Here is a 23,141-nt window from a genome sequence, read left to right on the forward strand (position 1 = left end):
GCAGCAGTATTCATTAGAAAACCTCCTGTTTTGTAGTTTGGCGACCACAAAGTTCAGGAGGTTTTCGCTTTTTTAGTCAGACCAAAAATTCGGGATGACTCATGCCTATGATTTCCTCCCAAGGTCTGTGTCCTCACAGACCCATTCGCGTCAGCCTGAATTGACTTACAAGGAAGCCCTCCGGTCTGTGAGGACACAGACCGGGGAGTAAGAATAACACTACACATTATTTCCAGCCGGTGACTTTACAGGATCCGTTACGTCAGTAGTTTCCCGAAAAATCTATGATGTAACTATCACTTTTATGAACTCGAGCGACTTGATTGACCGTCCCCGAAACTCTCATATGGATTTCGATCAGGTATATTTCTGGACAAATACAATCAAAGACTGGAAGCGATTATTAGCACCCGATAAATACAAAGAAGTTATTATTGATTGTTGGCGCGAGTTAGTGAAGCGGCAAAAAATAGCCATTTATGCCTTTGTCATCATGCCTAATCATTTACATGTTCTGTGGGAGATGCTTGAGCCTAATGGCAAAGAAATGCCGCACGCTAGTTTTAATAAGTTCACAAGTCACCGATTCCTGAATGACTTACGTATTCGCCATCCACAAGTATTGCCATTCTTTACAGTTGACGATGATGAGCGTCGCCATCGATTCTGGCAACGTGATGCCTTAGCCATATTGATGGATGACCACGTCAAAATGAAGCAGAAGGTACATTATATTCACAATAATCCCTTGCAGGAACGCTGGAATTTGGCTAAACGGCCTAAAGAGTATGCTTGGTCGTCAGCTCAGTTTTACGAAACAGGGGTTGATGGATTTGGTATCCTAACTGATTATCGGGAACGATTTGGCTAATGGTTTAGCCTACAGACTTTCTAACTTAGATCCGTCAAATGCTATTTTGACGGAAAGTTTACGATCTGTGAGGACACAGACCGAGGATTAGTAATCAGATAGCTATTTGTACAATACACTCAACCAAGGTCTGTGTCCTCACAGACCCTCTCGCGCCAGCTGAAATTGACTCAGAAGGAGCGTTCCGGTCTGTGAGGACACAGACCGGGGAAATAGAGAATTAGGGGCGGACCCCTACCCTTTCGGCCGTTTATAAAGCGGTACGGTGCTGCATGGCTCCCCAAATAACAGGCTTTGTACAACCGGGCGCAATACACGCGTCAACTCGACATAAGCGGCCGTTGGTACAGGCACTTTCGAGCACCCTTTGACGACGACACGCGCATCGCGATAGTCTTCGGGGTTGATATGAGAAATGGCGTCGAAATAGAGTTTTTCTTCCAAATCGGCCAGGTTACCGAATACGATAGTATTTGCATACGGTTGCAATTGCAGCGTCAGGAGCATGTACGCCCAGGTTGGGATGATGGCATCTTCGGTGCATGTGATCGCTACGTTTTTACCGGAATACTGGCTCCAGCCATGCTCTTTCAGGAACGCCCGAAAGTCTTTTTCTTTCAGGATAAGGCCCATGAAAAGGTTATCTTTCAGGTCATAAACGACTCGTTCACCGGAGTGATAATACTCTTCGAGATCAAGCGTAATCAGACCACTATTGGCTACGCGATTAACAATTTCTGCTTCCATAGTTTCCGTTCTCAATAACCCGTAAACAGCGTATACCGCCTAGCCGTTCATTGCGGGTAAATAACTCGTTAAGGTTTGGAAATACCGAACTTTCGAGCCGCTTTTTTTGCTACTTTTGTTCTTATATCCCTTTACGAACCGACTTAGACACTTGGCCCATGAAATTTATTGTTTCCTCGTCTGTCCTCCTAAAAAACCTTCAGCATATTAATGGTGTCGTGGCCACCAATCCGATTGTTCCGATCCTCGAAAATTTCCTGTTTCGCATTGAGGATGGGACACTTACGGTGACGGCGTCGGATCTGCAAACCACCATGACAACCCAGATTCCGGTCGAGTCGAGCGATAATGGTTCAATTGCCATTCCAGCAAAACTACTGCTCGATACGCTGCGGAGTCTGCCCGAACAACCCGTTACTGTCAATATCGATACCGATACATTCGGTACTGAAATCCTAACGGATAACGGTCGCTATAAACTTTCTGGTGAAAACCCGATTGACTTCCCGAAACTACCGACCGTTAACAAAAATATGTCGATCGAGATGCCGTCGGATGTGTTGTTGGGCGCCATTAACAACACTGTTTTTGCGACTAGTACTGACGACCTTCGCCCAGCGATGACAGGCGTGCTGCTACAACTGACCGGCGAAAATGCCACGTTCGTAGCCACCGATGGTCACCGGCTTATTCGTTACCGCCGAACCGACCTTAGTGCATCGGGCAGTACATCAATCATTATTCCTCGCAAGGCGCTGCAACTCCTAAAAGCATCTTTGCCGGAAAATACACCCGTTACGGCGGAGTTTAGCCAGTCGAACGCATCATTTACGTTTGGTGGGACCAAACTGATCTGCCGACTGATCGACGAGCGGTTCCCAGATTACGAAAACGCGATTCCGACGAACAATCCGAACGTAATGACCATTGGCCGAACAGATCTGCTAAATTCACTGAAACGGATCATGATCTACGCCAACCGGACAACGCATCAAATTCGCCTATCGCTGAAGAAAAATTCGCTGACGATTTCGGCTGAAGATTTAGATTATTCCAACGAAGCCAACGAAAAACTCCTCTGCGAATATGATGGCGATCCGATGGAAATTGGCTTCAATGCGAAGTTGATGGCTGAAGTATTAAGCAATCTCGGCGCGAAAATGCTGTCGCTCGAAATGTCAGCTCCCAATCGGGCTGGTCTGCTGATTCCGGCCGACAAAGAAGAAAACGAAGATATCCTGATGCTGGTGATGCCAGTGATGTTGAATACATACGCTTAAAAATAGTGATGAGCTATGAACGATGAGTGATGAGTTGGCTGACGAGAAAGCAAAAATCAAGCGTCAGCCAACTCATCACTCATCGTTCATAGCTCATCACTTACCCCAAAATGGCCAAACGCACTGCTCCGGCTCTGGTTTTTATATTCATTACGCTGCTTATCGACGTTACCGGGCTGGGGATTATTATCCCGGTTTTTCCGAAACTGATTGAGCAATTGATTCATGGAAACATTAGTCAGGCAGCTAGTTATGGTAGCTTTCTAACGTTTTCCTATGCTGCCATGCAGTTCATTTTCTCTCCTATTCTAGGGGGGCTAAGTGATCGTTTTGGGCGTCGGCCAGTGCTATTATTTTCATTATTCGGTTTTGGTATCGACTACATTTTTCAGGGTTTTGCCCCTAGTATAGAATGGTTGTTCTTGGGTCGGATGCTGGCAGGTGTGACCGGTGCCAGTTTCACCACAGCAACGGCCTATATTGCTGATATCAGTACCCCCGAGAAACGGGCACAAAACTTCGGTTTGATCGGTGCAGCCTTCGGCGTGGGCTTCATTCTGGGACCTGCTTTAGGTGGCTTTCTAGGCCAATACGGTCCCCGTACACCCTTTTTCGTATCGGCTGGGCTAACGTTACTCAATTTCCTTTACGGTCTGCTTATTCTGCCGGAATCATTAGCTCCCGAAAACCGTCGCCCGTTCGATTGGAAGCGGGCCAATCCAATTGGGTCGCTGAAGCGTTTGGGGAAGTATCCGGTTGTTTTGGGACTAGTGGCCTCGCTTATTCTGATTTACATTGCCGGATTCGCCGTACAAGGAACCTGGACGTTTTACGTCATGGAGAAATTCAAATGGGACGAAAAAACAGTGGGTTTTTCGTTGGCAGCCATAGGATTATCATTTGCTATTGTACAAGGCGGATTGAGCCGACTTATTATCCCGAAATTAGGTCAGCTACGATCTGTTTATATCGGTATGATGTTCAGCGCGATTGGGTTTCTTTTGTTTGGATTGGCAAACCAAAGCTGGATGATGTTTGCGTTTATGACCGTCTACGCATTAGGGGGCATTGCCGGGCCGACTATTCAAGGGATTATTTCCAATCAGGTTCCAGCGAATGAACAAGGTGAATTACAGGGAGCCTTAACCAGTCTGGTCAGTACGACATCTATTTTCGGCCCGCTGATTATGGGGAATCTTTTCTCCTTTTTTACCTCAACGAAAGCCCCTGTTTACCTGCCGGGCGCGCCGTTTTATTTAGGCTCTCTGCTTATTCTCATCAGCGCCTTACTCGCCCGACGAGGACTAAAACGAAATGGAATTCATCTAACGACAGAACAGCCCGTAGTTCCTACTGAGCCAGTGTAGAAGGCATACGATTACACCCATCCCAACCAGCCTAATCCGAAACTAACCGTATTGCACGTAAAGCCAACGAGCAGACTATACGGCCAGGTTGTTTTCCAAAGCACCCGAACCCAAACGCTTTCGACCAGGGCCACCAGGATTTCAAGCAGAAAAATATTTCCGCCGTAATTGAAGTAGTAATACATCAGAAACGGCCAGGTCGATGCGCTAATTAATATACCTAACCATAGAATGTTACCAGATTTGTCCTGTTTACGAAGGAACAGGAATAAAATCGGAATTTCGATTAGCCAGGTTTTTACCAGATAAATCCACATCAGCGCTTTCGACTACGAAGGTACAGGACGCTCAGTAAACCCATTACGGCTACACTTCCAACGGCCAACCAGTTCAGGTCTGGCTCTGTGGATGACGTGTAATTCCGATCTGGTTTTTGGGAAGGTTCGGGTCGTTCATTTTGGTTGAGATACGGTTTTTGCTCAATCGTCCCATCGACATAGCTGTATTTTACACTATCATAGGCTATTACAAGACCATCGTTTCCTATTTTTTTGATCGTCAATATATCCTCAATTACCCGAACAGGATCAGCCTCCTCTCTGGTAAAAATTCCGCTAATCTTTACACTCGAGCGAAGCATATCTGGATTTTCTTCAAAATAGTGTTCCAGTTTCTTCTCCGATTTTTCACTGCCTTCCAAACGATCCGATTTTATAGCCTCTTCGCTGAATTTTTCTTTCGCGATGGCACAAATAACTGGTGGAGCAAGCCTATAAAACGGAATACATTTCTGCGGTTGGATAATCTGGTAACTACGGCCATGGAATGCCTCATAGGTTAAAAACACATACCCAGAATACTGCACCATATTATTAATCCGAACACAGTAGTCTACCCCTTGCTGACCATCAGGGATGACGTCAGCCCGACTTCGGAATACGTCGAGAGTCAGCAACAGGCTAAGAAAAATCAAGTTTAAGGGTTTCATATTCGTGTAATCAATTTGCCTTCATAGGCAATTCCCTTTACATCTGTTTACGCTTCCGAACACGACGAACGATGAGCAATAAAACCACCGCGACTACACCGACAATCAACGTAGTATCCAGCAGCGGAGAACCTGTAGGCTGACTTTTGACGATGTCAGCAAAGGCATACGAAAACGTAATAGAGAAAAGCAGTGCAAGCATGTATTTTTTCATGTTCAGGGTTATTTACGCAATGTTGACGGTTGGTTTTCTGATGACCAGAAGGAGTAATACAAACCCCAGGTCAACAGTCCCAGCAAGATCAGCTGAGTGAAAAAGGAGAAATACGTGTCGAGCGGAACAAAAGATACCAGGCCCCCAAGTGCGATCGCCAATCCAAACGTTGCTCCACTCACTGTGGCGGGTGTATTGGGGAAAAGACGCTGTAAAGCGACAATACTAACGGGCGTCAGTGATTGCAATAGGCCCGTTCCGACCATCAGCCAGAACAATTTTCGATGCCCCCAACTGAGTGCCGGTATAGCAATTGTCAGCGCAACCAGTGCATAGATTTTCCAGGGGATCCGGTCGGTCAGCCAACCGCCAACCAGTTTCCCTGCCATAGCTGCCATTGCTATGTACAGAAGCCAATCATACTGATCGCTGTAAAGCAGTTGAATCATATTCCACACTGCCGACCGTAATGCAATGGCAGTCAGCAACAGAATCATTAGATAATCGTGATTATCCAGTGGTGGCCGCTCGGTAGAGAGGACTTGTTTTTGGGCGAGTGGAAAATTCGTTTTTACTAATGTCAGCATAACGAGCGTTAATCCAGCCATAAGTGCATAACCCACACCAGAAAATTGCATCGCACCCGACCAGCCCCCTAACGCTAATCCCATAACTCCAAAGGCCGAGAAGATCCCAACGAAACGTGATTGTTCGGGAAAGCTTGTCAGTATTACCGCTCCGCCCGCTACGTGAAAAACAGCGGAACTTACGCCAGCCAACACAACCGCAGGCCACACAAACTGCGCATATAGCAACCCTACTGATACGATCATACCAGCCAATGAAAGTACAGAAGCTTTCCGGTAATGTCCGATCTGATCTAGCCAGACTCCGGCAGGAAGTTGCCCGCCAAAAGCCAGTAAATTATACACCATGATCGCACTACCGATTTGTAAGAAACTGGCATTATGCGATAAATGACCAATCAGAAAACCGGCCGAAGCATCTGAAAAGCCATGCCCTATTCCGAGCGTTATTACAGTAGTCTGGTATCTTACTGTTCTGGAGGGATTGTTGGCTATGACGTTCATACGTATCTGTTAGTCATTGAATTAACTACGACAAATATCGAACGCCAAGAGCGATTTTAACATCTGGGAAAACCTATATTTTACGACCAGAATACCTGTAGATTTCGATTATTCTTTCTTAAACTCCATACCATCGATAACCAATGTATTTACTTTCCCGGAAACGCCTAGAATAAATTGCGCGCTGGTCTTTCCATACCACGCTTTGTGATAAGGACCGTAAAACAGATCGTAGTGCCAATGGGATAAAGTAGCAATTAGTGCATCGTTATTAACATTGGCGATCAATCGATTACCGCTTACGGTTACATTCGTTTCACCGTACAAAGGGCTCATGTATTTTCCGGCGTAGGCTATTAAAGGCAGCGAAGGAGATGTGTTGGGAATACGCTTATCAATAAACGCTTTCTCAGCTTTTTTACGTTGCGCTTTCAGACCATCGTAGAGCGTCTTAAACTCAGCGCTCCAGTCGCGATTGCCGCCCAACGCAAACCAGTCGAAGGTTTTGTATAGCAACGCATGACGCACTTCGGCATGATCGTAATTGCCAAAAACATAAACGCCAAGCTTCTCATCCGGCAACTGCCCGGTAATGGCCGTTAAACCGGATAAACTGCCAGTATGGAAATTCACTTTATGTCCTCTATAATCGTGCTGATACCAGGCTAGACCGTAGGTGCGCCAGTTTGGTTTTAAAACCTGCATGGTTGGGTATTCATCCTCGGGAAAGAACGTTTGTGGGGTAAACATTTCTTTCCAGGTTTCAGGCTTTAGCAAACGGCCACCACTGTATTTACTGCTGTCGAGCATACAGATTACCCATTTGCCGATATCATCCGCCGATGACCAGACCGCGCCCGCTGAACCGATTTCACTATCGGCTCCGTATTCGATAACCCGAATCGTATCATTGATGGCATAATGCGGTTTTGTCAGATTATTATCCTTGATGTAACCGCGTTTGGGAGCGGTGCGAGTCATGCCCAAGGGTGTGAAAATTCGTTCTTTCAGAAATTCGGCCCAGGTTTTTCCAGTAATTCGTTCGATGATCCGGCCAGCGGCTGAATAGAATGTATTCTGATACTCGAATCCGGCCCGAAACGGATAACTCGGCTTCACATATTGCATTCGACGGAACACCTCATTGGCCGGAATACTCATGGCCCCACTCATAAAATCAGTACTCCCGACCCCTGTATCATGAATCAGCAAATCGCGAATGCGTAGTTCGCGGGTTACGTACGGATCGTACAATTGAAGCTCGGGAAGGTATTTACTGACAGGATCGTTCCAGGCAATTTTACCCTCGTCTACCAACATGCCCATCAGCGCGACGGTCATGGCTTTTGTGGTTGACGCACAGGCAAATAAGGTTTGTGTATCGACTGGTTCCGATTTACCTAACTCCCGAACGCCATACCCTTTCTTAAAAATTACCTGATTATCCTTCACTACGACGATCGACATTCCGGGCACTTCCCAATGCTTACGAACGGTTTCTACATAGGTGTCAAATGCCTGAATTCGGCTAGCCGATATTGGCTTCTGCGCCAGAAGCGGGAGTGTATACAATGCAAAGAGGATAGTAGCGCGCAATTTCATGAACAGTTATAAAATATGGCCAGGAGCGCAATATGCCAAAAAAAACACTGCATACTGCGCTCCTGGCCATATATTCACAAACTGAACACAACATTAAATCTGAGCATCATGCCATCTTCGGTTTTCATACCCATCAGCGAGGGCCGTTCAATGCTATAGTCGCTCATGCTGACCGGAAATTCGCCGGTGAGCGTCAATTTGTTACCTGATTCTTTCCTGGTTGCCTGTAAGGTAACTGGCTTCGCAATACCATGAAAGGTTAATGTACCTTTGGCAGTCAGCGCACCATTATCGCCCACTTTAATATCCGAACTGGTGAACGTCACATTCGGGTATTTTATACCGTCGAGTACTTCTATCGCGTGCGAATCTCGGTTGTTGTTATCGCTATCGAACGATGCCACTTTCACCGCAACCGCTACTGTTTCGGGCTGTTTAGTTTCGTCGTTATAGATCATTGCACAACTTACATCATGGCTAACGCCTTCCCAGCTATGGAGCGGATGTTTGGCCGCATAGGTAACTGTTGAAGCGGCCTTATCAGCCATGATTTTGCGCTTAGCAGTAGGAGCCACAAAAGCCAATAGCATCCCGATGGCTAGTAAATAGCCACATTTAATTGTGTATTTCATGATCTTAGAAAGTTAAGGAAACCACCGAAACCGCATACGCCCCAAACGTAGTATAGGCAGCCGCTCGGTGATAAGGTTTTAGATCAGGATTCTTTTCAATCATGTGCGCCAGAACATTGGTCGCTACCATTCCCGACAGGTGCAGAATGGCCAGGTATTTATGCAGTTTGATGGACGAAAACCCTTTTCTTGCGCCCACAATCGGCGGAGGAGTTGTCAGCGACAGGGCTAACGTAGTGCCATAAGTAATATTAATAAAGGTAGCCGATCGTTCGTGCCACTTTTTGGTATCCACGTACTCCTGACCTTTGGCGTTGTAGAGTTTAGCTCCAAGTAATCCCTGCGCGATAAAACCAGCCAACGTAACAAAACCGCCAATCTGGTGCGCTACAAGCATTGTCCGTCGAACCTTTAATTCTTTTGCTCGACCTTCGGGCGTCAATGGAGCGACATTCATACTACGCAGTAATCCTTTCGGTCCCCAGAATGCCCGCTGTGTAAATAGCATTTTATGCGGTAACAACTCCTGTTTATCAGTTGAGTCAGCCAGGCCAGCTAGCAATTCATCAGCCGAAGCATCCGGTTTGGGCTTCGGAGCACTAGTAGTATCCTTACGCACACCCGTGGAATCCTGTGCGCGTAAGGAACCTAGTCCGAAGCATAAAAGCGAAATAAAAAACGCGTACTTCATTCGGTTCAATTAGTTAGGCAGTTACTGTCAAGGTATTACCGTCACTACTTAGCGACGTTTTGTATTGAGTCAATGCCTTTGTAGCAGGCCCCACATCAACAGCTCCTGTCGTGCTATATTCAGAGCCATGATTCGAGCAGTAGATATCGTCCTGATTCGCCCGATATACTACTTCTGACCCTTCGTGAGTGCAGGTTTTGGAAAGCGCGACCACAGAGCCACTTTTTGTTTTGGCCACGATCAGGCTGCCAATGATAGCGTAATTACCAGCCGTTTTCAATTTACTATACGCTGCATTGGTCAGATCAACAGTAAAGTTAATGGCACCTGCCGAGGTAACAGCATTACCTGTAACCCCTGCGCCTGGTGTGGTCGTACCACCGCCGGGCGCAGGATCATCGGAGCCGCCTTTCGAGCAGGCTGTCAGACCTGTACCCATACAATAAAATGCCATCAGAGCTGCACTGCTCATGCCCAGGCTACGCAGGAATTCTCCTCGCTTCATTTGGTCGGTTGTTTGATTACGTTCCATGTTTGTTCGTTTCATGTAGTTACATCAATTAATAGCCTACTCTAGACTACTAGTAGAGGTTTGGTCATAATTTTAAACGAAGTGAGAAAAATGCGCCCGTGCTTAGTAAGTTAATATTGAAGAATCCAACCCCTCGTAAAGGCATCTTCATAAAGGGTTCAACTTGCCACGACAATCGACGACTAATCGCCCGTTCATAGCCTATTGACAGATTAAAATTACTGACTCCATATCCACCTGTACTAGTCGTTGTATCAGTACGCTGTCCATAATATGAATGCGTATAATTGAATTTATATTCTTCGTCTTTAATGATATAACTCGTTACACCTCCGCTTATAAACCAGCGACTCCATAATCGCTTATCAGCCTGAGGATGTAGAATAATATCATAACGCAAGTTGATTGGTATATCAATCATATTGCAACGACCATCAATTGTTTCTGGAGGTGAGTATGGCATCCCTCCCGGTTTGGGGTTTTTTGCCCATATACCAGCCGGTGCCTTATATTCATCTCCTAACGCCCGGTAGACTTTAGTACTCTGTAAAACGCCAGCCTGAACGCTCCAGCGCGATGCCAATCGATATTCCAGCATCAATCCGACATTTGTACCGGGTCGGGAAAAGTTTTTCAGGCCAACCGAACTTAAATCAGGCGCTACAACAAATCGTACACTTAATCCTTTCTGAACCGGCACTGCTGGTGTAACCTTTGTTGAAACCGTATCCGGTTGCGCAATTACGGGGGGATTCGTAAATGTCACTTTTGGCCAATTTGCAGGTCGAATAGCCAGTCCGTTCAGTGTTGGCAAAGCAACAGATGTCGGTTCATTCAAAATCGTTGCGGTTGGATTTTCGACCGTAGTCGAGGCTTCCTGCTGCGTAAATTCCTGCTGATTTCTTGTACGTTGGTTCGTTAGCGAACCAGAACGCGAAGTCGCATACGTTGTACCCAAAATCGCAAGTTCTTCACGATGAGCCGGTTTTTTACGCCGTTGCCGAATCACAGTACCTGTTTTAGAACGAAGTGTTTCTGCTGAGCGGTTGGCTGCCATTTTTCTCCCGCTACCTGTCAAAGAAATGACTGTCGGATCAGAACGATTGACTCGATTGTTTCCAGCGAGTCGGCGGCCAGTTTTTACCGAATACGCCGATGAACCGGATTTCGTTGCAACGTTGGCAACTTCAGGTGCCGTGGTTGGCTTCGATCGTGTCATTAATCGATCAGAATTGCTTTCTGATTTTTCAGCACTTTTCTCCAAGTTTGCCCCACCAGCCGACTCTCGAACGGCATCGGTTTTCTGCTCGGAAGAAGCAACCGGAGCGGCATCCGGTTGCTTTTCGTCGGCTGATTGGGGTGATTCGATTAAATGTGTTTCTTTCGATCCTTGTGCTGTCGCAGCCAATTCAGGTTCAGTATCCGTTTTAATAACCTCAGATTCTGGCTTTGTTTTCGTAGACGAAACGGTTTTATTTTCAGTCGAATTCGCTTTTTGATACACAAACCAGCCTCCTCCCGTCAGCAGCAATAGCAGCAGAACGGGTAATCCCCACCGAAGCAGGTTTTTCCAGACAAATGACCCAGCCGGCCGGGTTTGTTCGTCGACGTCAAGGCGGGCTTTCATATCCTGCCAGGCAGCCTGATCGAATGGGGGATTGAACTCTTCAGCTGACTTTCTGAAGAGCCCATCCAATTGGTCATCGGTTAGCTCTGACATACTCGTCGTAGTTGATTTGTTTCAATAACTGGCGCAAATTTTCGCGCGCCCGAGCCAGGTTTGATTTCGACGCACCTACCGAAATGCCAAGTTGGTTGGCAATTTCCTCGTGCGTAAATCCATCCATAACATATAAGTTAAAAACCAGCCGATAAGCAGGTGATAGCTGCTGAATCAAAGCCAGCAAATCTTCGTGGGCTAATTGACTGAATGCGTCTACCGATTCCGAAACGGCAGTTTGTTCAATTTTTTCAACTCCTTCATGATGATGACGTACTTCCCGACGATATTGATCAACAGCCGCATTGATCAATATTCGCCGGAGCCACCCTTTAAATGGCTGTGCTGGATCGTACTGATCCAACCGTGTAAAGACCTTCAAAAATCCATCATTCAGTACTTCCAGAGCCTCTTCACGACTCGGAGCATATCGTAAGCAAACACTCATGGCATACCCATAAAACTGCCGGTAGAGCAATTCCTGACTTTGCCGGTGATTGCGCAAGCAACCTGCCAGTAAATCAGTTAAAGGAGGTATGTGCGGAGTATTAGCCAAAATTATTCCGTCTGTCTTTATGGATGGAAGTTAATGAACAATGGATTTCTCCAGGCTCGTTAACTAGTTCGGTGCTTCAACTGACGTCGTATTCACGACAGGCCAGACACCGGGTTTTGGTACACTTACGCCTTTGGTAGCCCCACGTTGACCATTATCGGATCCGAAATAATAGAGTGGCCATCCTTTATAGGTCAACTGGGTTTTTCCTACGGCAGTAATCGTCGTAAAATCACTGCGTTTGAGCACAGAAGGAAGTTCGCCAATCGTAGACGATGTCTGAAAAATAGGCCAGGTCGCGTCGTTGCTCAAATCTGCTTTTGTGTAATTGTTTTTATTCTTTTTATCGTTGGCAAATGCATACAGCGTTCGCCCGACACTGTCCGTCAAAAAAATCGAATTACCAGTGCCCTCTTTGGTATCAAAAGTATAGTTTTTACCATCATTTCCAACCAGTTGTCGTGACGCCAGCATGACAGTATAATTCGGTTTAGCGACTAACCATACATTGTTGACATTTTCGCCAGCGACATCCCCAGCTTTTGTATCATTTTGATAGTAATAGAGTGGCCATCCTTTAAATGTTGTCTGTTTACTACCATCCGTACGGGTAATCGTGCCAAAATCCGCTGCTTTCAGGCCTGCTCCAAGTGAGGGATTTTCTTTGTAGAAAATTGGCCAAACCGTAGCGCAGTTTCCCGTACAACTCGATACGCCAGCCACGTCGGGCGCAAAAAAATAGAGTGTTTTACCGCCATCTCCCGTAATTACCTTACCCAGCGAGGTAGTGCCAACGGAAATGTCGAATGTAGTAATGGGATTTTCTTCATCCTTACAACTAAGTAAAACGGTGGCTAATAGGGCCATTGCTGCCAGGCCTTTAGCCCAAAGGGACGATCTCATTTATCAACTGTGTTTTTAGTATGAGAAAAAGAACAGTTGAACCGGTTCGTCTGGCAATACGGGCATTCAAAAGGAAGGGTTGCGTAACAGATCAAAAAATTTATTCATTATCCGCACGTCGGTCGGCCCGAATCTCCGGAATCGTGTCGGAATCGATCAGCCCTAACGATGCAGCATGTTCAGCCGCAGCGACTGTATCAGCAACCAATAACATTGGGACTTTATAGGTTTCAGTCGTACGTATCAATTCGCGAACGGCTTCATCTCGCTGATCTTCTGATACATCGCGAATATAGATGGCCAAAATTCGACTGGGATTCTCACGAACGACCTGCGCGTAGATTTCGGGATCCTGCTGCCCGCTATCGCCAATCAGTACAAACGGCAGTTGCGGATTCACATCCATCACCTTCCGAATCATGGCCAGTTTATGCGTATGATGCCCTTCCGATGACAGCAAATTCAGATTCAAACTAAAATCCCGAAGCAATAACGGTCCTTTGGGAATGCCCTGAATCCGAAAAAAATCAACCAGCAAATCATATAAATTCCAGGGACTACTCGACACGAAATAGATCGGGTTGAAGAGCGTTGTTAGGGGGCCACTTTGCAACGCCCGATAAAAAGCCGCAATCCCGGCAAATGGCAATCGACTATAAGCATTCCCCAGAAATGTCAGCCGAGCCGTTTGCAATAGATTCGTCGCATCAGTCACCAAAACTGTATCATCAATATCAGAAATCACCCCGAATTTGCTGAACGGTGGCGAAACCATCAGATAGCCATCTTTACTAACAGACTGGTTATCATGCAATTCGACTGCATCGGGCTGTACTACGCCATCCAGCGAATACCGAACTGGAAACCAGGCCCGCCCCGCTGGTAAATTATCTGGCGGATTAATTGTTAGCTCAAAAAACCCTTCGTCATTTGTACTGGTCGTATACGATTCTCCAAACGCTTCGATCCGTACAGCGACATCAGACACGGCGTCGCTCTCAAAGCGTTGGTAGGTAGCCAGCAGATTTTGCCAGAATGTATCGTGATCGCTTGGTGTGCTTAGGTCACACTGACGTAGCACTCGTCCCTTGAGCCAAACCGCAGTTGGACTACCAAAACCACGGTAATAAATAATTTTATACGGTTTTTCGGCATCAAGTCGGCCAACGAGCCGGGTCTTGAGCCGATCAAAATGGGTTTCTATATCAGCAACGGTATTCAGTAAACTATCTTTCCAGCTAGACATATTCATGCGGTCATCCGGGGTTTAGTGATAACTTTGTGGGTGAAAAAATCGTCAGTCAATAGTTGATAGTCTTAAGCTTTTGTCAGTTACTGACTATCGACTATTGACTGACGATTATTGACTAATAAAATCATGAGCAAACAAATTGTTTATAGCCCGCAGGCACCCGAGCCCATTGGCCCTTACAGTCAGGCAGTAAAAGCGAACGGAATGCTGTTCGTTTCCGGCCAGATTGCGGCCGAACTGGCGACCAATAGCGATATTAAAGCCGAAACCCAGAAGGTTATGGAAAACATTGGTGCCATTCTGCAAGCTGCCGGGCTCGATTACACGAACATCGTAAAGAGCAGCATCTTTGTCAAAGACCTGGGTAATTTTGCCGCCATCAACGAAGTATATGGCCGCTTTTTCACCTCCGAGCCACCCGCCCGCGAAACCGTTGAAGTAGCCCGTCTGCCGAAGGATGTTAATGTTGAAATTTCAGTAATCGCTATTTAATTGAGTGATTGAGCGAATGAGTGCTTGGGTGAATACTTCGAATTGCCTTTTATTCACTCAATCACTCATTCGCTCAATCACTCATTATTACTCTTATGTCAAGTCCCGTTCGCGTTCGTTTCGCACCCAGCCCTACCGGCCCACTACACATTGGTGGGGTGCGTACTGCGCTTTATAATTACCTGTTCGCCCGCAAAATGGGTGGCAAAATGCTCTTACGTATCGAAGACACCGATCAGAATCGGTTTGTGCCGGGAGCTGAGGATTACATTTTAGAATCACTACGCTGGGTCGGTATTGAAATCGATGAAGGCCAGGGCGTTGGTGGTCCCGATGCACCTTATCGGCAATCGGAGCGAAAAGAAATTTATCAAAAAGAGGCCCAGCGTTTAGTAGACGAAGGTAAAGCGTATTATGCATTTGATACCGCCGACGAACTAGACGCTATGCGCAAACGGCTGGAAGATGCCAACGCGCCAGCCGCGCAATACAACGCCATCACGCGAACGCAAATGCGCAATTCGCTCACGATGAAACCCGACGAAGTGAAGGCAAGAATCGAAGCGGGCGATCCATTTGTGATTCGGTTAAAAACTCCCCGCAAAGAAGAAGTTCGACTAAACGATCTGATCCGGGGCTGGGTAACGGTGCATTCGTCGGCTATCGATGACAAAGTTCTGCTGAAATCAGATGGTTTGCCAACGTATCACCTCGCTAACATCGTCGACGATCATCTAATGGGCATTACGCATGTGATTCGGGGAGAGGAATGGCTGCCTTCGGCTCCGTTGCACGTTTTATTGTATCGCTACCTGGGTTGGGAAGCGACAATGCCGCAGTTTGCGCATTTGCCGCTTCTGCTGAAACCCGAAGGCAATGGCAAACTTAGTAAGCGGGATGCTGACCTGGGTGGTTTCCCCATTTTCCCGCTTCAATGGACCGATCCTGTTAGTGGACAAGTAGCGCGAGGGTTCCGGGAAGATGGTTATTTGCCCGAAGCACTGGTTAATTTTCTGGCATTATTAGGTTGGAATCCCGGTACCGAACAAGAGTTGTTTACGATGGACGAACTGATTTCAACGTTCGACATTGCACAGATTCATAAAGCGGGAGCCCGGTTCGATATTCAGAAAGCGCAGTGGTTCAATCATCAATATATCCGCCAGCGTCCAGATGCCGAGTTAGCTCCAACCGTACAAAAACAAGCGGAAGAGGCCGGCTTTACGTGTTCTCTGGAAAAAGCTGAAACGATTGTTGCGCTGCTCAAAGGTCGCGTCAATTTTGCTCACGAAATTTTCGCCGAAGCTGGTACTATTTTCAATGCCCCATCCAGCTACGACGAAGCGATTGCAATGGCAAAATGGAACGACGATGCCGTTAAAGCCATAACCGCTTTCCGGGATGCTTTACAAACTTTCGATGGTAACTTTATTGCAGATAACATTAAGCATACACTAAGCGACGCAATGCAGCAAGCCGGTATCAAACAAGGCAAAATTATGCAAGCGATGCGCCTAGCGTTGACCGGCCTCGGTACGGGTCCTGATTTAATGCTGACGATGGAAATCATTGGCAAAGACGAAACGATTCAGCGATTGGAGCGCGCGTTAGTGACATTAAAAACACCTGCCAACTAACTTTTTAAAACCTAAAAGGTCTGCGAGACCTTTTAGGTTTATATTCAAATCTTAAACTCATGGCTAAGAAAAAGACCAATCCCGACGAAAACGATAAACCACGGGTTCATAAAGAACTCGAAGGCTTCGATATTAAGATCAACTCGTTCGGTGAAATCACCACGAGTTTTGATATTGATCGAATCAATCAGTTTCTCAACAAAACCGTTGACGATAAGAAACTTCGCCATCGCACAGACCTAAATCTGAAAGGCGAACCGGAGTCTGACGAAAAGGAAGATCAGGACGATGAGGATCGGCTGTTCGATGAAACCGACAACGATTTGCCCGACGATATCAACCAGCGTTAGAAGTTCGACCGGTCTAAATGCCCGGTTGGTCTTTTTTTAACGCCGTTCGTCAGAAAATTTGCGTTTATAATGACGCCGATTCCGTAGTTTTCGACCACTATCGACTAATCTCATAATCGCATGTACTCGCACGAAATCGACTACAAAATCATTGGAGAAGACATTCAGATCGTAGAAATCGAGCTGGACCCAAACGAAACCGTTATTGCCGAAGCCGGCTCCATGCTCTTCATGGAGGATGGCATCACCTTCGAAACCAAAATGGGCGATGGCTCACAGCCCGATCAGGGTTTCCTAGGGAAATTATTGAATGCTGGTTCGCGGATGATTATGGGCGAATCCTTATTCATGACGCACTTTACGAACCGGGGTGTTGGCAAACGCAAAGTAGCTTTTGCGGCTCCTTACCCAGGTACGATTATGCCGGTTAACCTAGCCAATATTTATGGCAATACGCTTATCGTTCAGAAAGATGCGTTTTTGTGTGCAGCACTTGGCACGAAGTTGAGCATCCAGTTTAATCAACGCCTAGGCGCAGGTTTCTTCGGTGGCGAAGGCTTCATTCTGGAAAAAGTACAGGGCGATGGCATGGCCTTCATCCATTCAGGCGGTGTTGTAATAGAACGTACACTCAATAACGAAACACTGCGCGTCGATACAGGTTGCGTAGTTGGTTTCGAACCCAGCATTAGCTTCGATATTCAACGGGCAGGTGGTTTACGCAGCATGATCTTTGGCGGTGAAGGACTCTTTTTAGCTACGCTCCGAGGTACGGGTAAAGTCTGGATTCAATCCATGCCGATCTCGAAACTGGTTCAGCGACTGGCCCCCTACAGCGCCCAATCGCACAAAGAAGGAGGTTCAGTACTAGGCCAGTTGGGAAACTTGTTTGAGGGTTAATTATGAACCGCAACGGCGGACCGGCAGGACTTATTTGATTTGACTGACCAACTATGATGTTGTTGTCGGTATCAGGGAATCAAATAAAATTGAATACGTAAGACATTTTCTGCCAAAATCGTGTTAATCAGCTAAATCAAATAAATCCAGGTTCAGAATGGAAGTCATTTGCACCAACGACAATTTTCCGGCACCCGTATTAGCGTTTTACGCAGAATTTGGCGTGCAAACGCCCAAGCGCGATAAAATGTACACAATCCGCCAGGTAAAACGTCATACAACGGGCGAAACGGGCGTGTTGCTAAATGAAATCAAGAACCCTGACGTGCCAGTCAAGCATCCGGTGATGGGGGAAGTTTGGTTTGAACCAACGTTCAATATCAATCGGTTTGCTACCTTAATGGGGCAACCGGTTCGGCAGGAAGAGCTGGAAAATGTCAATGTCTAAGCAATAATAAGTTGCATTCAGCAAAAGCCTGACACCAAATTGTCGGGCTTTTGCGTTTTTACGTAGCCGGAATAGGCAATTCATCATTTATGATAAAGTACGTTTCGATTCTTCTTTCGGGAATTCTGTTAGCTGCCTGCGGTAGCAAATCGTCCGATAACTACGTGCCGAAACCTAAAGGGTTTCCAAGATTAGATTTGCCCATCCAACGCTACAAACTCCTTGATCCTGTCCATCCGTATCAGTTTGAGTACAACCAGATTGCCCGGATTTTGCCGGATTCCTTTGCCCGCTCAGAACCACACTGGATTTTCATCAATTACCCAACGTTTCAGGCCAGCGTTCAGTTGACTTACAAGCCTATCCGCAATGACGTAAATCGATTACATGCCATGCTGGAAGATTCGTACAAACTGGCGGCTCGACACAACATTAAAGCGTACGCTATCGAACAGAAAAAAATCCGACTCAAGTCCGGGTTAGAAGCTAGTCTTATTGATTTGTCGGGCGAAGTACCGAGTCAGGTACAGTTCATCACGACTGATTCCACTACGCATTTCCTGCGTGGTGCCTTATATTTCAATACAGCGACTGAAAATGATTCATTGCAACCCGTTATTCAATACATTCGCAAAGATATTTTGCATCTACTGAATACACTGAAATGGAGAAAATAAAGGGAGGTACGATTTACAAAGTACGATTTACGATCTTTTCGAGCGCATGTATTGCTCTTTTACTGGTTCAATCAGCTTCGTTTGCACAGGCTAAAAAGCCAGCCGCCAAACCTTCCGGCAAAGCAGCCGCTGTGGCAACAAAATCACCTGGGCAAAAGATCTATGAACAAAATTGCCTGAGCTGCCATCAGACAGATGGTTCGGGCGTACCGGGTCTAAATCCTCCCCTGCGTGGTACAGACTGGGTACTGGGTGATAAAACCCGGCTTATCAATGTCGTGTTGAAAGGATTACAGGGCCAGGAAATTGAAGGCGATTCGTATGATAATTCGATGCCAGCCCACGATTTTCTTACCGATGCACAAATTGCTGATGTGTTAACGTACATCCGCAGCAGTTTCGGCAACAAAGCCGATGCCATTACGCCAGATGAGGTAAAAACTACACGAGGGCAGAAATAAGAACTGCAACAATGTCTACGTTTGAATCACCCCAACCGAAAATGGCTTCATTATAGGAGCATGATTAGCCGCGGCAATGCCTTCAGAAAGAATTTGTCGCGTTTGTAGTGGGTCAATCACGGCGTCGACCCAAAGTCGTGAGGCTGCGTAATATGGTGATAATTGCGCGTTGTACTGATCGGTAATTTTGGTTAGCTGGGCTTGTTCTTCTTCTGGTGTCATCGGCTGTCCTTTGGCTTTCTGGGCAGCCACCTGGATCTGAAGAAGCGTTTTGGCTGCCGAAGCACCACTCATTACGGCCATTTGTGCCGTAGGCCAAGCCAACATTAGTCGAGGATCGTAGGCTTTGCCGCACATAGCATAGTTACCCGCTCCGTATGAATTACCAACGACAACGGTAAACTTCGGTACTACCGAATTAGCCATCGCACTTACCATTTTGGCACCGTCTTTAATGATTCCTCCCTGCTCAGCACGGCTGCCAACCATAAATCCCGACACGTCCTGCAAAAACACCAGCGGAATCCGTTTCTGATTGCAATTCATAATAAAACGGGCCGCTTTGTCAGCGGCATCACCATAGATGACGCCACCCATTTGCATCTCACCAGCTTGCCCCGTCTTGCCTTTAGCTTTTACTACTTTACGCTGATTGGCTACAATGCCGACCGCCCAACCGTCAATCCGGGCATAGCCACACAAGAGCGATTGACCATAACCAGGTTTATATGCATCGAACTGCGAGTTATCCACAAGCCTATCCACAATCTCCTGCATATCGTATGGCTTGACACGATCTACTGGCAGGATTTGATATATTTCTTCGGGATTCTTAGTTGGTAAAGCAGGCTCAATACGATCAAAGCCAGCCGATTCTTGATGACCAAGTTTATCGAAAATGTGCTTAATCGCATCCAGACAGCTTTTATCGTCGGGGTATTTATTATCAACGACGCCCGAAATATCGGTTTGTGTGACAGCACCGCCGAGTGTTTCCGCATCGACATCTTCGCCAATCGACGCTTTGACCAGATACGGCCCGGCCAGAAAAATAGAGCCTGTACCTTCAACAATTAGCGCTTCGTCAGACATTATTGGTAGGTAGGCTCCGCCCGCTACGCAACTACCCATAATAGCCGCTACCTGCAAAATACCCATAGCCGACATGTGTGCATTATTACGGAATGTTCTCCCGAAATGCTCTTTATCGGCAAACACATCATTCTGTAAGGGCAAATAAACGCCCGCACTATCGACCAGATAAATGATAGGCAACCGATTCTCCATCGCGATTTCCTGTGCCCTGAGGTTTTTCTTGGCGGTTATTGGAAACCAGGCCCCTGCTTTCACCGTAGCGTCGTTCGCGACAATCACACACTGACGGCCTGATACATAACCAATTCCAACCACTACCCCCCCAGACGGGCAACCGCCATGTTCGGCATACATGCCTTCACCGGTAAATAGGCCGATTTCTGTAAAGGGTTTATCCTCGTCGGTAAGGTAGGTAATGCGTTCGCGGGCTGTCAATTTCCCTTTTCGATGCTGATCTTCAATTTTTTTTAGACCACCACCGAGCTGGGTTTGTGCAGTGCGTTGTGCTAGTTCATCAAGAAGCGATTGCATGAAAAATAGGAGTTCAGAAAACAACCGGTTACTGATTGATTTTCTTCGCGGTTGAATCAGTCGAAGTAACCGTGGTAGTTGTGGTGCTAGAGGCTGGTGTTGGCGCTACATATGGTTTTTCCTTTTTGCCAAAGAGCGAAAACTGTACATAGCGTTTGGGATGTTCACGCAGGTCCGTTAGTAATCGTTCCAGGCTGGCAGTAGTCGCGTTTACATTCCGATATAATTGTTCATCAGAAGTAAGCTTACCTAAAGAACCACGTCCGTTATTTACGTCAGCCAGAATCTTTTGCAGATTATCGACAGTTTTATTGACCGTCAGCAACGTTTGTTTCAGTTGCAATCCCTGAAGCGAATCGGCAAACGTATCAGCTTTGGCCAGAATTGGTTTGAGTTGCTTTTCGGTTTCAACCAGCGAGGCCGACAGATGACTTACATTCGCCAAGGTGGCTTTTAGCCCAGCCCGATTTTCAGCAATGGTCAGATCGAGTGTTTTAACACCCGCGTTCGCACTTTTTAGCGTTTGGTTGAGCATGGCACCTGTCTGATCGAATTGGGCCACTACCTTATTGAGTTGATAGGTGAGCGAGTCAACGTTGTCGAGTACAGGGAGTGTTTTTTCGCGAATTAATGCAGAGAGGCCCGTTTCCTTAGCAGCCACCAACATACCACCTTCTTCAAGTTCTGGTGCTTTCGGGGCGATACTTAATGTAATGAGTTTCCCGCCCAGTAAGCCATCATCGGCCAAAAAAGCTTTTGAGCCTTTTGTAACTCGAATACCCTTATTCAGCTCAATCGTAACTAATAGTTTATTACTCTGATTTTGCAGAATCTCAATACTTTTTACTCTACCTACCGATAAACCATTGATTCTGACTGGGTTCGACGGAACCAGACCATCTATATTATCGTAGACAACCTGATATTTATTTGTTGAGGAAAAGAAATCAGAACCTTTCAGAAATCTAAACCCAAAATAGAACATCATCAGCGACACGATAGCCAATAAGCCTACTTTTATTTCCTGTGAAATTTTCATGCGTTGTGTGAAGGTGAACAGCCTTAACGTCTGTGCCAATCAATCTGGTTGAAGCTATAACCAACTTTGAAGGCTGTTTGTCCCTAGACAATTAGATTTATTAGTATGTGTTGTTCGTCAATAATCAGCAGGAATAAAGCATTCTATCAAGACTTATCACAAGCCCCTGGCATTTTATAAATGATTATTCCGTCGTTTCAATCTCTTCTTTGTATTTCACAAAGGCTTTATAAATTGCTTCGGCCATTTCCTCCTGCCCTTCATCTGATCGCAGATAATCCTCCTCGTCCCGGTTGGTGAGGTAGCCACTTTCGATCAGGACACTAGGCATGGTTGTTTTCCACAAAACAATAAAACCAGCCTGTTTCACACCATTACTTTTACGACTTGCATTATGCCGAAAACTATGCTCCAGCTTTTCGGCAAAACTGATGCTACTGGCAATAAACGCATGCTGAAAATTAGCCAGCATAATCGTAGCCAGGGGTGAGTTCGGATCAAAACCTTTGTAGGTTTGCTGGTAATTCTTTTCCTGCAAAATAACCGCGTTTTCTCGACGAGCTACATCAAGATTACTTTGCGTTCGGTGCAACCCTAATGTATAGGTCTCGGTACCGTACACTTTGTTGCTGGATGGGCTGGCATTGCAGTGAATCGAAATGAATAGATCGGCTCGATTTCGGTTGGCAATAGCTCCTCGTTCCAATAATTCGACAAAGTGATCAGAAGTTCGCGTATAAATAACCCGAACATTTGGATGCCGTACCTTAATTTTACGGCCCAGTAACAAAATTAAATCCAGATTAATGGTTTTCTCTTTCGCATAGCGGCCGTGAGTACCGGGATCTTTTCCACCGTGGCCTGCATCAAGGACAATCGTACGAAGCTGATTAGGAGCGTTACTAACCGATGTGTTCGCTCCACCTGAGCGTCGGATAGTGTCTTGCGTTGGATCAGACCATACGGAATCAGGTGTGGTTAAGGCCAGCAAAGGCACCACGACTAAAATCAAAGTTGTTACTATTCCGGGAGCGGACAGCCCCTGGGGTTTAATAATTTTTAACA

26 protein-coding genes are annotated in these 23,141 nt (G+C 46.3%); 10 read left to right on the top strand and 16 right to left on the bottom strand.

What is annotated here, in order from left to right:
• Window positions 1-304 precede the first annotated feature (304 nt).
• Complete coding sequence (locus ACYVE4_RS12890) at window positions 305-871, top strand: transposase (RefSeq protein WP_461040403.1); 567 nt, start codon at window positions 305-307, stop codon at window positions 869-871.
• Between the two features lie 234 nt (window positions 872-1,105).
• Here ACYVE4_RS12890 and ACYVE4_RS12895 read toward each other — a convergent pair whose 3' ends face one another.
• The gene (locus ACYVE4_RS12895; protein WP_461040404.1) at window positions 1,106-1,618 is read right to left on the bottom strand and encodes a DUF2480 family protein; all 513 of its coding nucleotides are present in this window, start codon (window positions 1,616-1,618) and stop codon (window positions 1,106-1,108) included.
• Between the two features lie 158 nt (window positions 1,619-1,776).
• Between ACYVE4_RS12895 and dnaN the strand changes: the two genes are divergently transcribed.
• Together dnaN and ACYVE4_RS12905 are read left to right on the top strand one after the other, a co-directional pair.
• Window positions 1,777-2,898, top strand: coding sequence for a DNA polymerase III subunit beta (dnaN, locus tag ACYVE4_RS12900; RefSeq protein WP_461040405.1), 1,122 nt, complete (start codon window positions 1,777-1,779; stop codon window positions 2,896-2,898).
• 110 nt (window positions 2,899-3,008) lie between these two features.
• A complete protein-coding gene (locus ACYVE4_RS12905) occupies window positions 3,009-4,265 on the top strand; it encodes a TCR/Tet family MFS transporter (RefSeq protein ID WP_461040406.1) in 1,257 nt (418 codons plus the stop codon).
• An 11-nt stretch (window positions 4,266-4,276) separates the two neighbouring features.
• Here the strand turns inward: ACYVE4_RS12905 and ACYVE4_RS12910 are convergent, their stop codons facing one another.
• The 12 genes from ACYVE4_RS12910 to ACYVE4_RS12965 form a co-directional block, all read right to left on the bottom strand.
• Window positions 4,277-4,582, bottom strand: a complete 306-nt coding sequence (locus ACYVE4_RS12910; protein ID WP_461040407.1) for a hypothetical protein — start codon at window positions 4,580-4,582, stop codon at window positions 4,277-4,279.
• Complete coding sequence (locus ACYVE4_RS12915) at window positions 4,582-5,253, bottom strand: hypothetical protein (RefSeq protein ID WP_461040409.1); 672 nt, start codon at window positions 5,251-5,253, stop codon at window positions 4,582-4,584. Before ACYVE4_RS12915 ends, ACYVE4_RS12910 begins: the two co-directional genes overlap by 1 nt.
• 37 nt (window positions 5,254-5,290) lie before the next feature.
• Window positions 5,291-5,467 (bottom strand): hypothetical protein, encoded by a 177-nt coding sequence (locus ACYVE4_RS12920; RefSeq protein ID WP_461040411.1) that lies wholly within the window; start codon window positions 5,465-5,467, stop codon window positions 5,291-5,293.
• A gap of 8 nt (window positions 5,468-5,475) precedes the next feature.
• Entirely contained in the window at window positions 5,476-6,558 is a 1,083-nt protein-coding gene (locus ACYVE4_RS12925; RefSeq protein ID WP_461040413.1) for an MFS transporter, read from the bottom strand.
• Between the two features lie 108 nt (window positions 6,559-6,666).
• On the bottom strand, window positions 6,667-8,160 hold the full coding sequence (locus tag ACYVE4_RS12930) for a serine hydrolase (protein WP_461040414.1): 1,494 nt from the start codon (window positions 8,158-8,160) through the stop codon (window positions 6,667-6,669).
• A 74-nt stretch (window positions 8,161-8,234) separates the two neighbouring features.
• Complete coding sequence (locus tag ACYVE4_RS12935; RefSeq protein WP_461040415.1) at window positions 8,235-8,792, bottom strand: YceI family protein; 558 nt, start codon at window positions 8,790-8,792, stop codon at window positions 8,235-8,237.
• Between the two features lie 4 nt (window positions 8,793-8,796).
• A complete protein-coding gene (locus ACYVE4_RS12940) occupies window positions 8,797-9,483 on the bottom strand; it encodes a hypothetical protein (RefSeq protein ID WP_461040416.1) in 687 nt (228 codons plus the stop codon).
• 13 nt (window positions 9,484-9,496) lie between these two features.
• Window positions 9,497-10,015, bottom strand: a complete 519-nt coding sequence (locus tag ACYVE4_RS12945; protein ID WP_461040417.1) for a QcrA and Rieske domain-containing protein — start codon at window positions 10,013-10,015, stop codon at window positions 9,497-9,499.
• 64 nt (window positions 10,016-10,079) lie between these two features.
• Window positions 10,080-11,735 carry a porin family protein gene (locus ACYVE4_RS12950; RefSeq protein ID WP_461040419.1) on the bottom strand — a complete coding sequence of 552 codons (1,656 nt, stop codon included), beginning with the start codon at window positions 11,733-11,735 and terminating at the stop codon, window positions 10,080-10,082.
• On the bottom strand, window positions 11,716-12,291 hold the full coding sequence (locus tag ACYVE4_RS12955) for an RNA polymerase sigma factor (RefSeq protein WP_461040420.1): 576 nt from the start codon (window positions 12,289-12,291) through the stop codon (window positions 11,716-11,718). The genes ACYVE4_RS12950 and ACYVE4_RS12955 overlap by 20 nt, the downstream gene beginning before the upstream one ends.
• Before the next feature lie 63 nt (window positions 12,292-12,354).
• Window positions 12,355-13,194, bottom strand: coding sequence for a hypothetical protein (locus tag ACYVE4_RS12960; RefSeq protein WP_461040422.1), 840 nt, complete (start codon window positions 13,192-13,194; stop codon window positions 12,355-12,357).
• A gap of 100 nt (window positions 13,195-13,294) precedes the next feature.
• Window positions 13,295-14,440, bottom strand: a complete 1,146-nt coding sequence (locus ACYVE4_RS12965) for an App1 family protein (protein ID WP_461040698.1) — start codon at window positions 14,438-14,440, stop codon at window positions 13,295-13,297.
• Window positions 14,441-14,572: 132 nt separating this feature from the next.
• Here ACYVE4_RS12965 and ACYVE4_RS12970 point away from each other — a divergent pair, with 132 nt between their 5' ends.
• The 7 genes from ACYVE4_RS12970 to ACYVE4_RS13000 all read left to right on the top strand — a co-directional run bounded on the left by ACYVE4_RS12970 (window position 14,573) and on the right by ACYVE4_RS13000 (window position 19,411).
• Entirely contained in the window at window positions 14,573-14,938 is a 366-nt protein-coding gene (locus tag ACYVE4_RS12970; protein WP_461040423.1) for a Rid family detoxifying hydrolase, read from the top strand.
• Between the two features lie 95 nt (window positions 14,939-15,033).
• A complete protein-coding gene (gltX, locus tag ACYVE4_RS12975) occupies window positions 15,034-16,575 on the top strand; it encodes a glutamate--tRNA ligase (protein ID WP_461040424.1) in 1,542 nt (513 codons plus the stop codon).
• A gap of 59 nt (window positions 16,576-16,634) precedes the next feature.
• Complete coding sequence (locus ACYVE4_RS12980) at window positions 16,635-16,925, top strand: hypothetical protein (RefSeq protein ID WP_461040425.1); 291 nt, start codon at window positions 16,635-16,637, stop codon at window positions 16,923-16,925.
• A 120-nt stretch (window positions 16,926-17,045) separates the two neighbouring features.
• Complete coding sequence (locus ACYVE4_RS12985) at window positions 17,046-17,825, top strand: TIGR00266 family protein (RefSeq protein ID WP_461040427.1); 780 nt, start codon at window positions 17,046-17,048, stop codon at window positions 17,823-17,825.
• Between the two features lie 157 nt (window positions 17,826-17,982).
• A complete protein-coding gene (locus ACYVE4_RS12990) occupies window positions 17,983-18,273 on the top strand; it encodes a hypothetical protein (protein WP_461040429.1) in 291 nt (96 codons plus the stop codon).
• A gap of 89 nt (window positions 18,274-18,362) precedes the next feature.
• Window positions 18,363-18,950: a gliding motility lipoprotein GldD gene (gene gldD, locus ACYVE4_RS12995; protein ID WP_461040430.1), complete on the top strand. Its 588-nt coding sequence runs from the start codon at window positions 18,363-18,365 to the stop codon at window positions 18,948-18,950.
• Entirely contained in the window at window positions 18,938-19,411 is a 474-nt protein-coding gene (locus ACYVE4_RS13000) for a c-type cytochrome (RefSeq protein WP_461040432.1), read from the top strand. The genes gldD and ACYVE4_RS13000 overlap by 13 nt, the downstream gene beginning before the upstream one ends.
• A gap of 15 nt (window positions 19,412-19,426) precedes the next feature.
• Here the strand turns inward: ACYVE4_RS13000 and ACYVE4_RS13005 are convergent, their stop codons facing one another.
• The 3 genes from ACYVE4_RS13005 to ACYVE4_RS13015 form a co-directional block, all read right to left on the bottom strand.
• On the bottom strand, window positions 19,427-21,037 hold the full coding sequence (locus tag ACYVE4_RS13005; protein ID WP_461040434.1) for an acyl-CoA carboxylase subunit beta: 1,611 nt from the start codon (window positions 21,035-21,037) through the stop codon (window positions 19,427-19,429).
• Window positions 21,038-21,065: 28 nt separating this feature from the next.
• Window positions 21,066-22,076: an MlaD family protein gene (locus ACYVE4_RS13010; RefSeq protein ID WP_461040436.1), complete on the bottom strand. Its 1,011-nt coding sequence runs from the start codon at window positions 22,074-22,076 to the stop codon at window positions 21,066-21,068.
• Window positions 22,077-22,260: 184 nt separating this feature from the next.
• Complete coding sequence (locus ACYVE4_RS13015; RefSeq protein WP_461040437.1) at window positions 22,261-23,088, bottom strand: N-acetylmuramoyl-L-alanine amidase family protein; 828 nt, start codon at window positions 23,086-23,088, stop codon at window positions 22,261-22,263.
• Window positions 23,089-23,141 lie beyond the last annotated feature (53 nt).

It is taken from the genome of Spirosoma harenae, assembly GCF_054776975.1.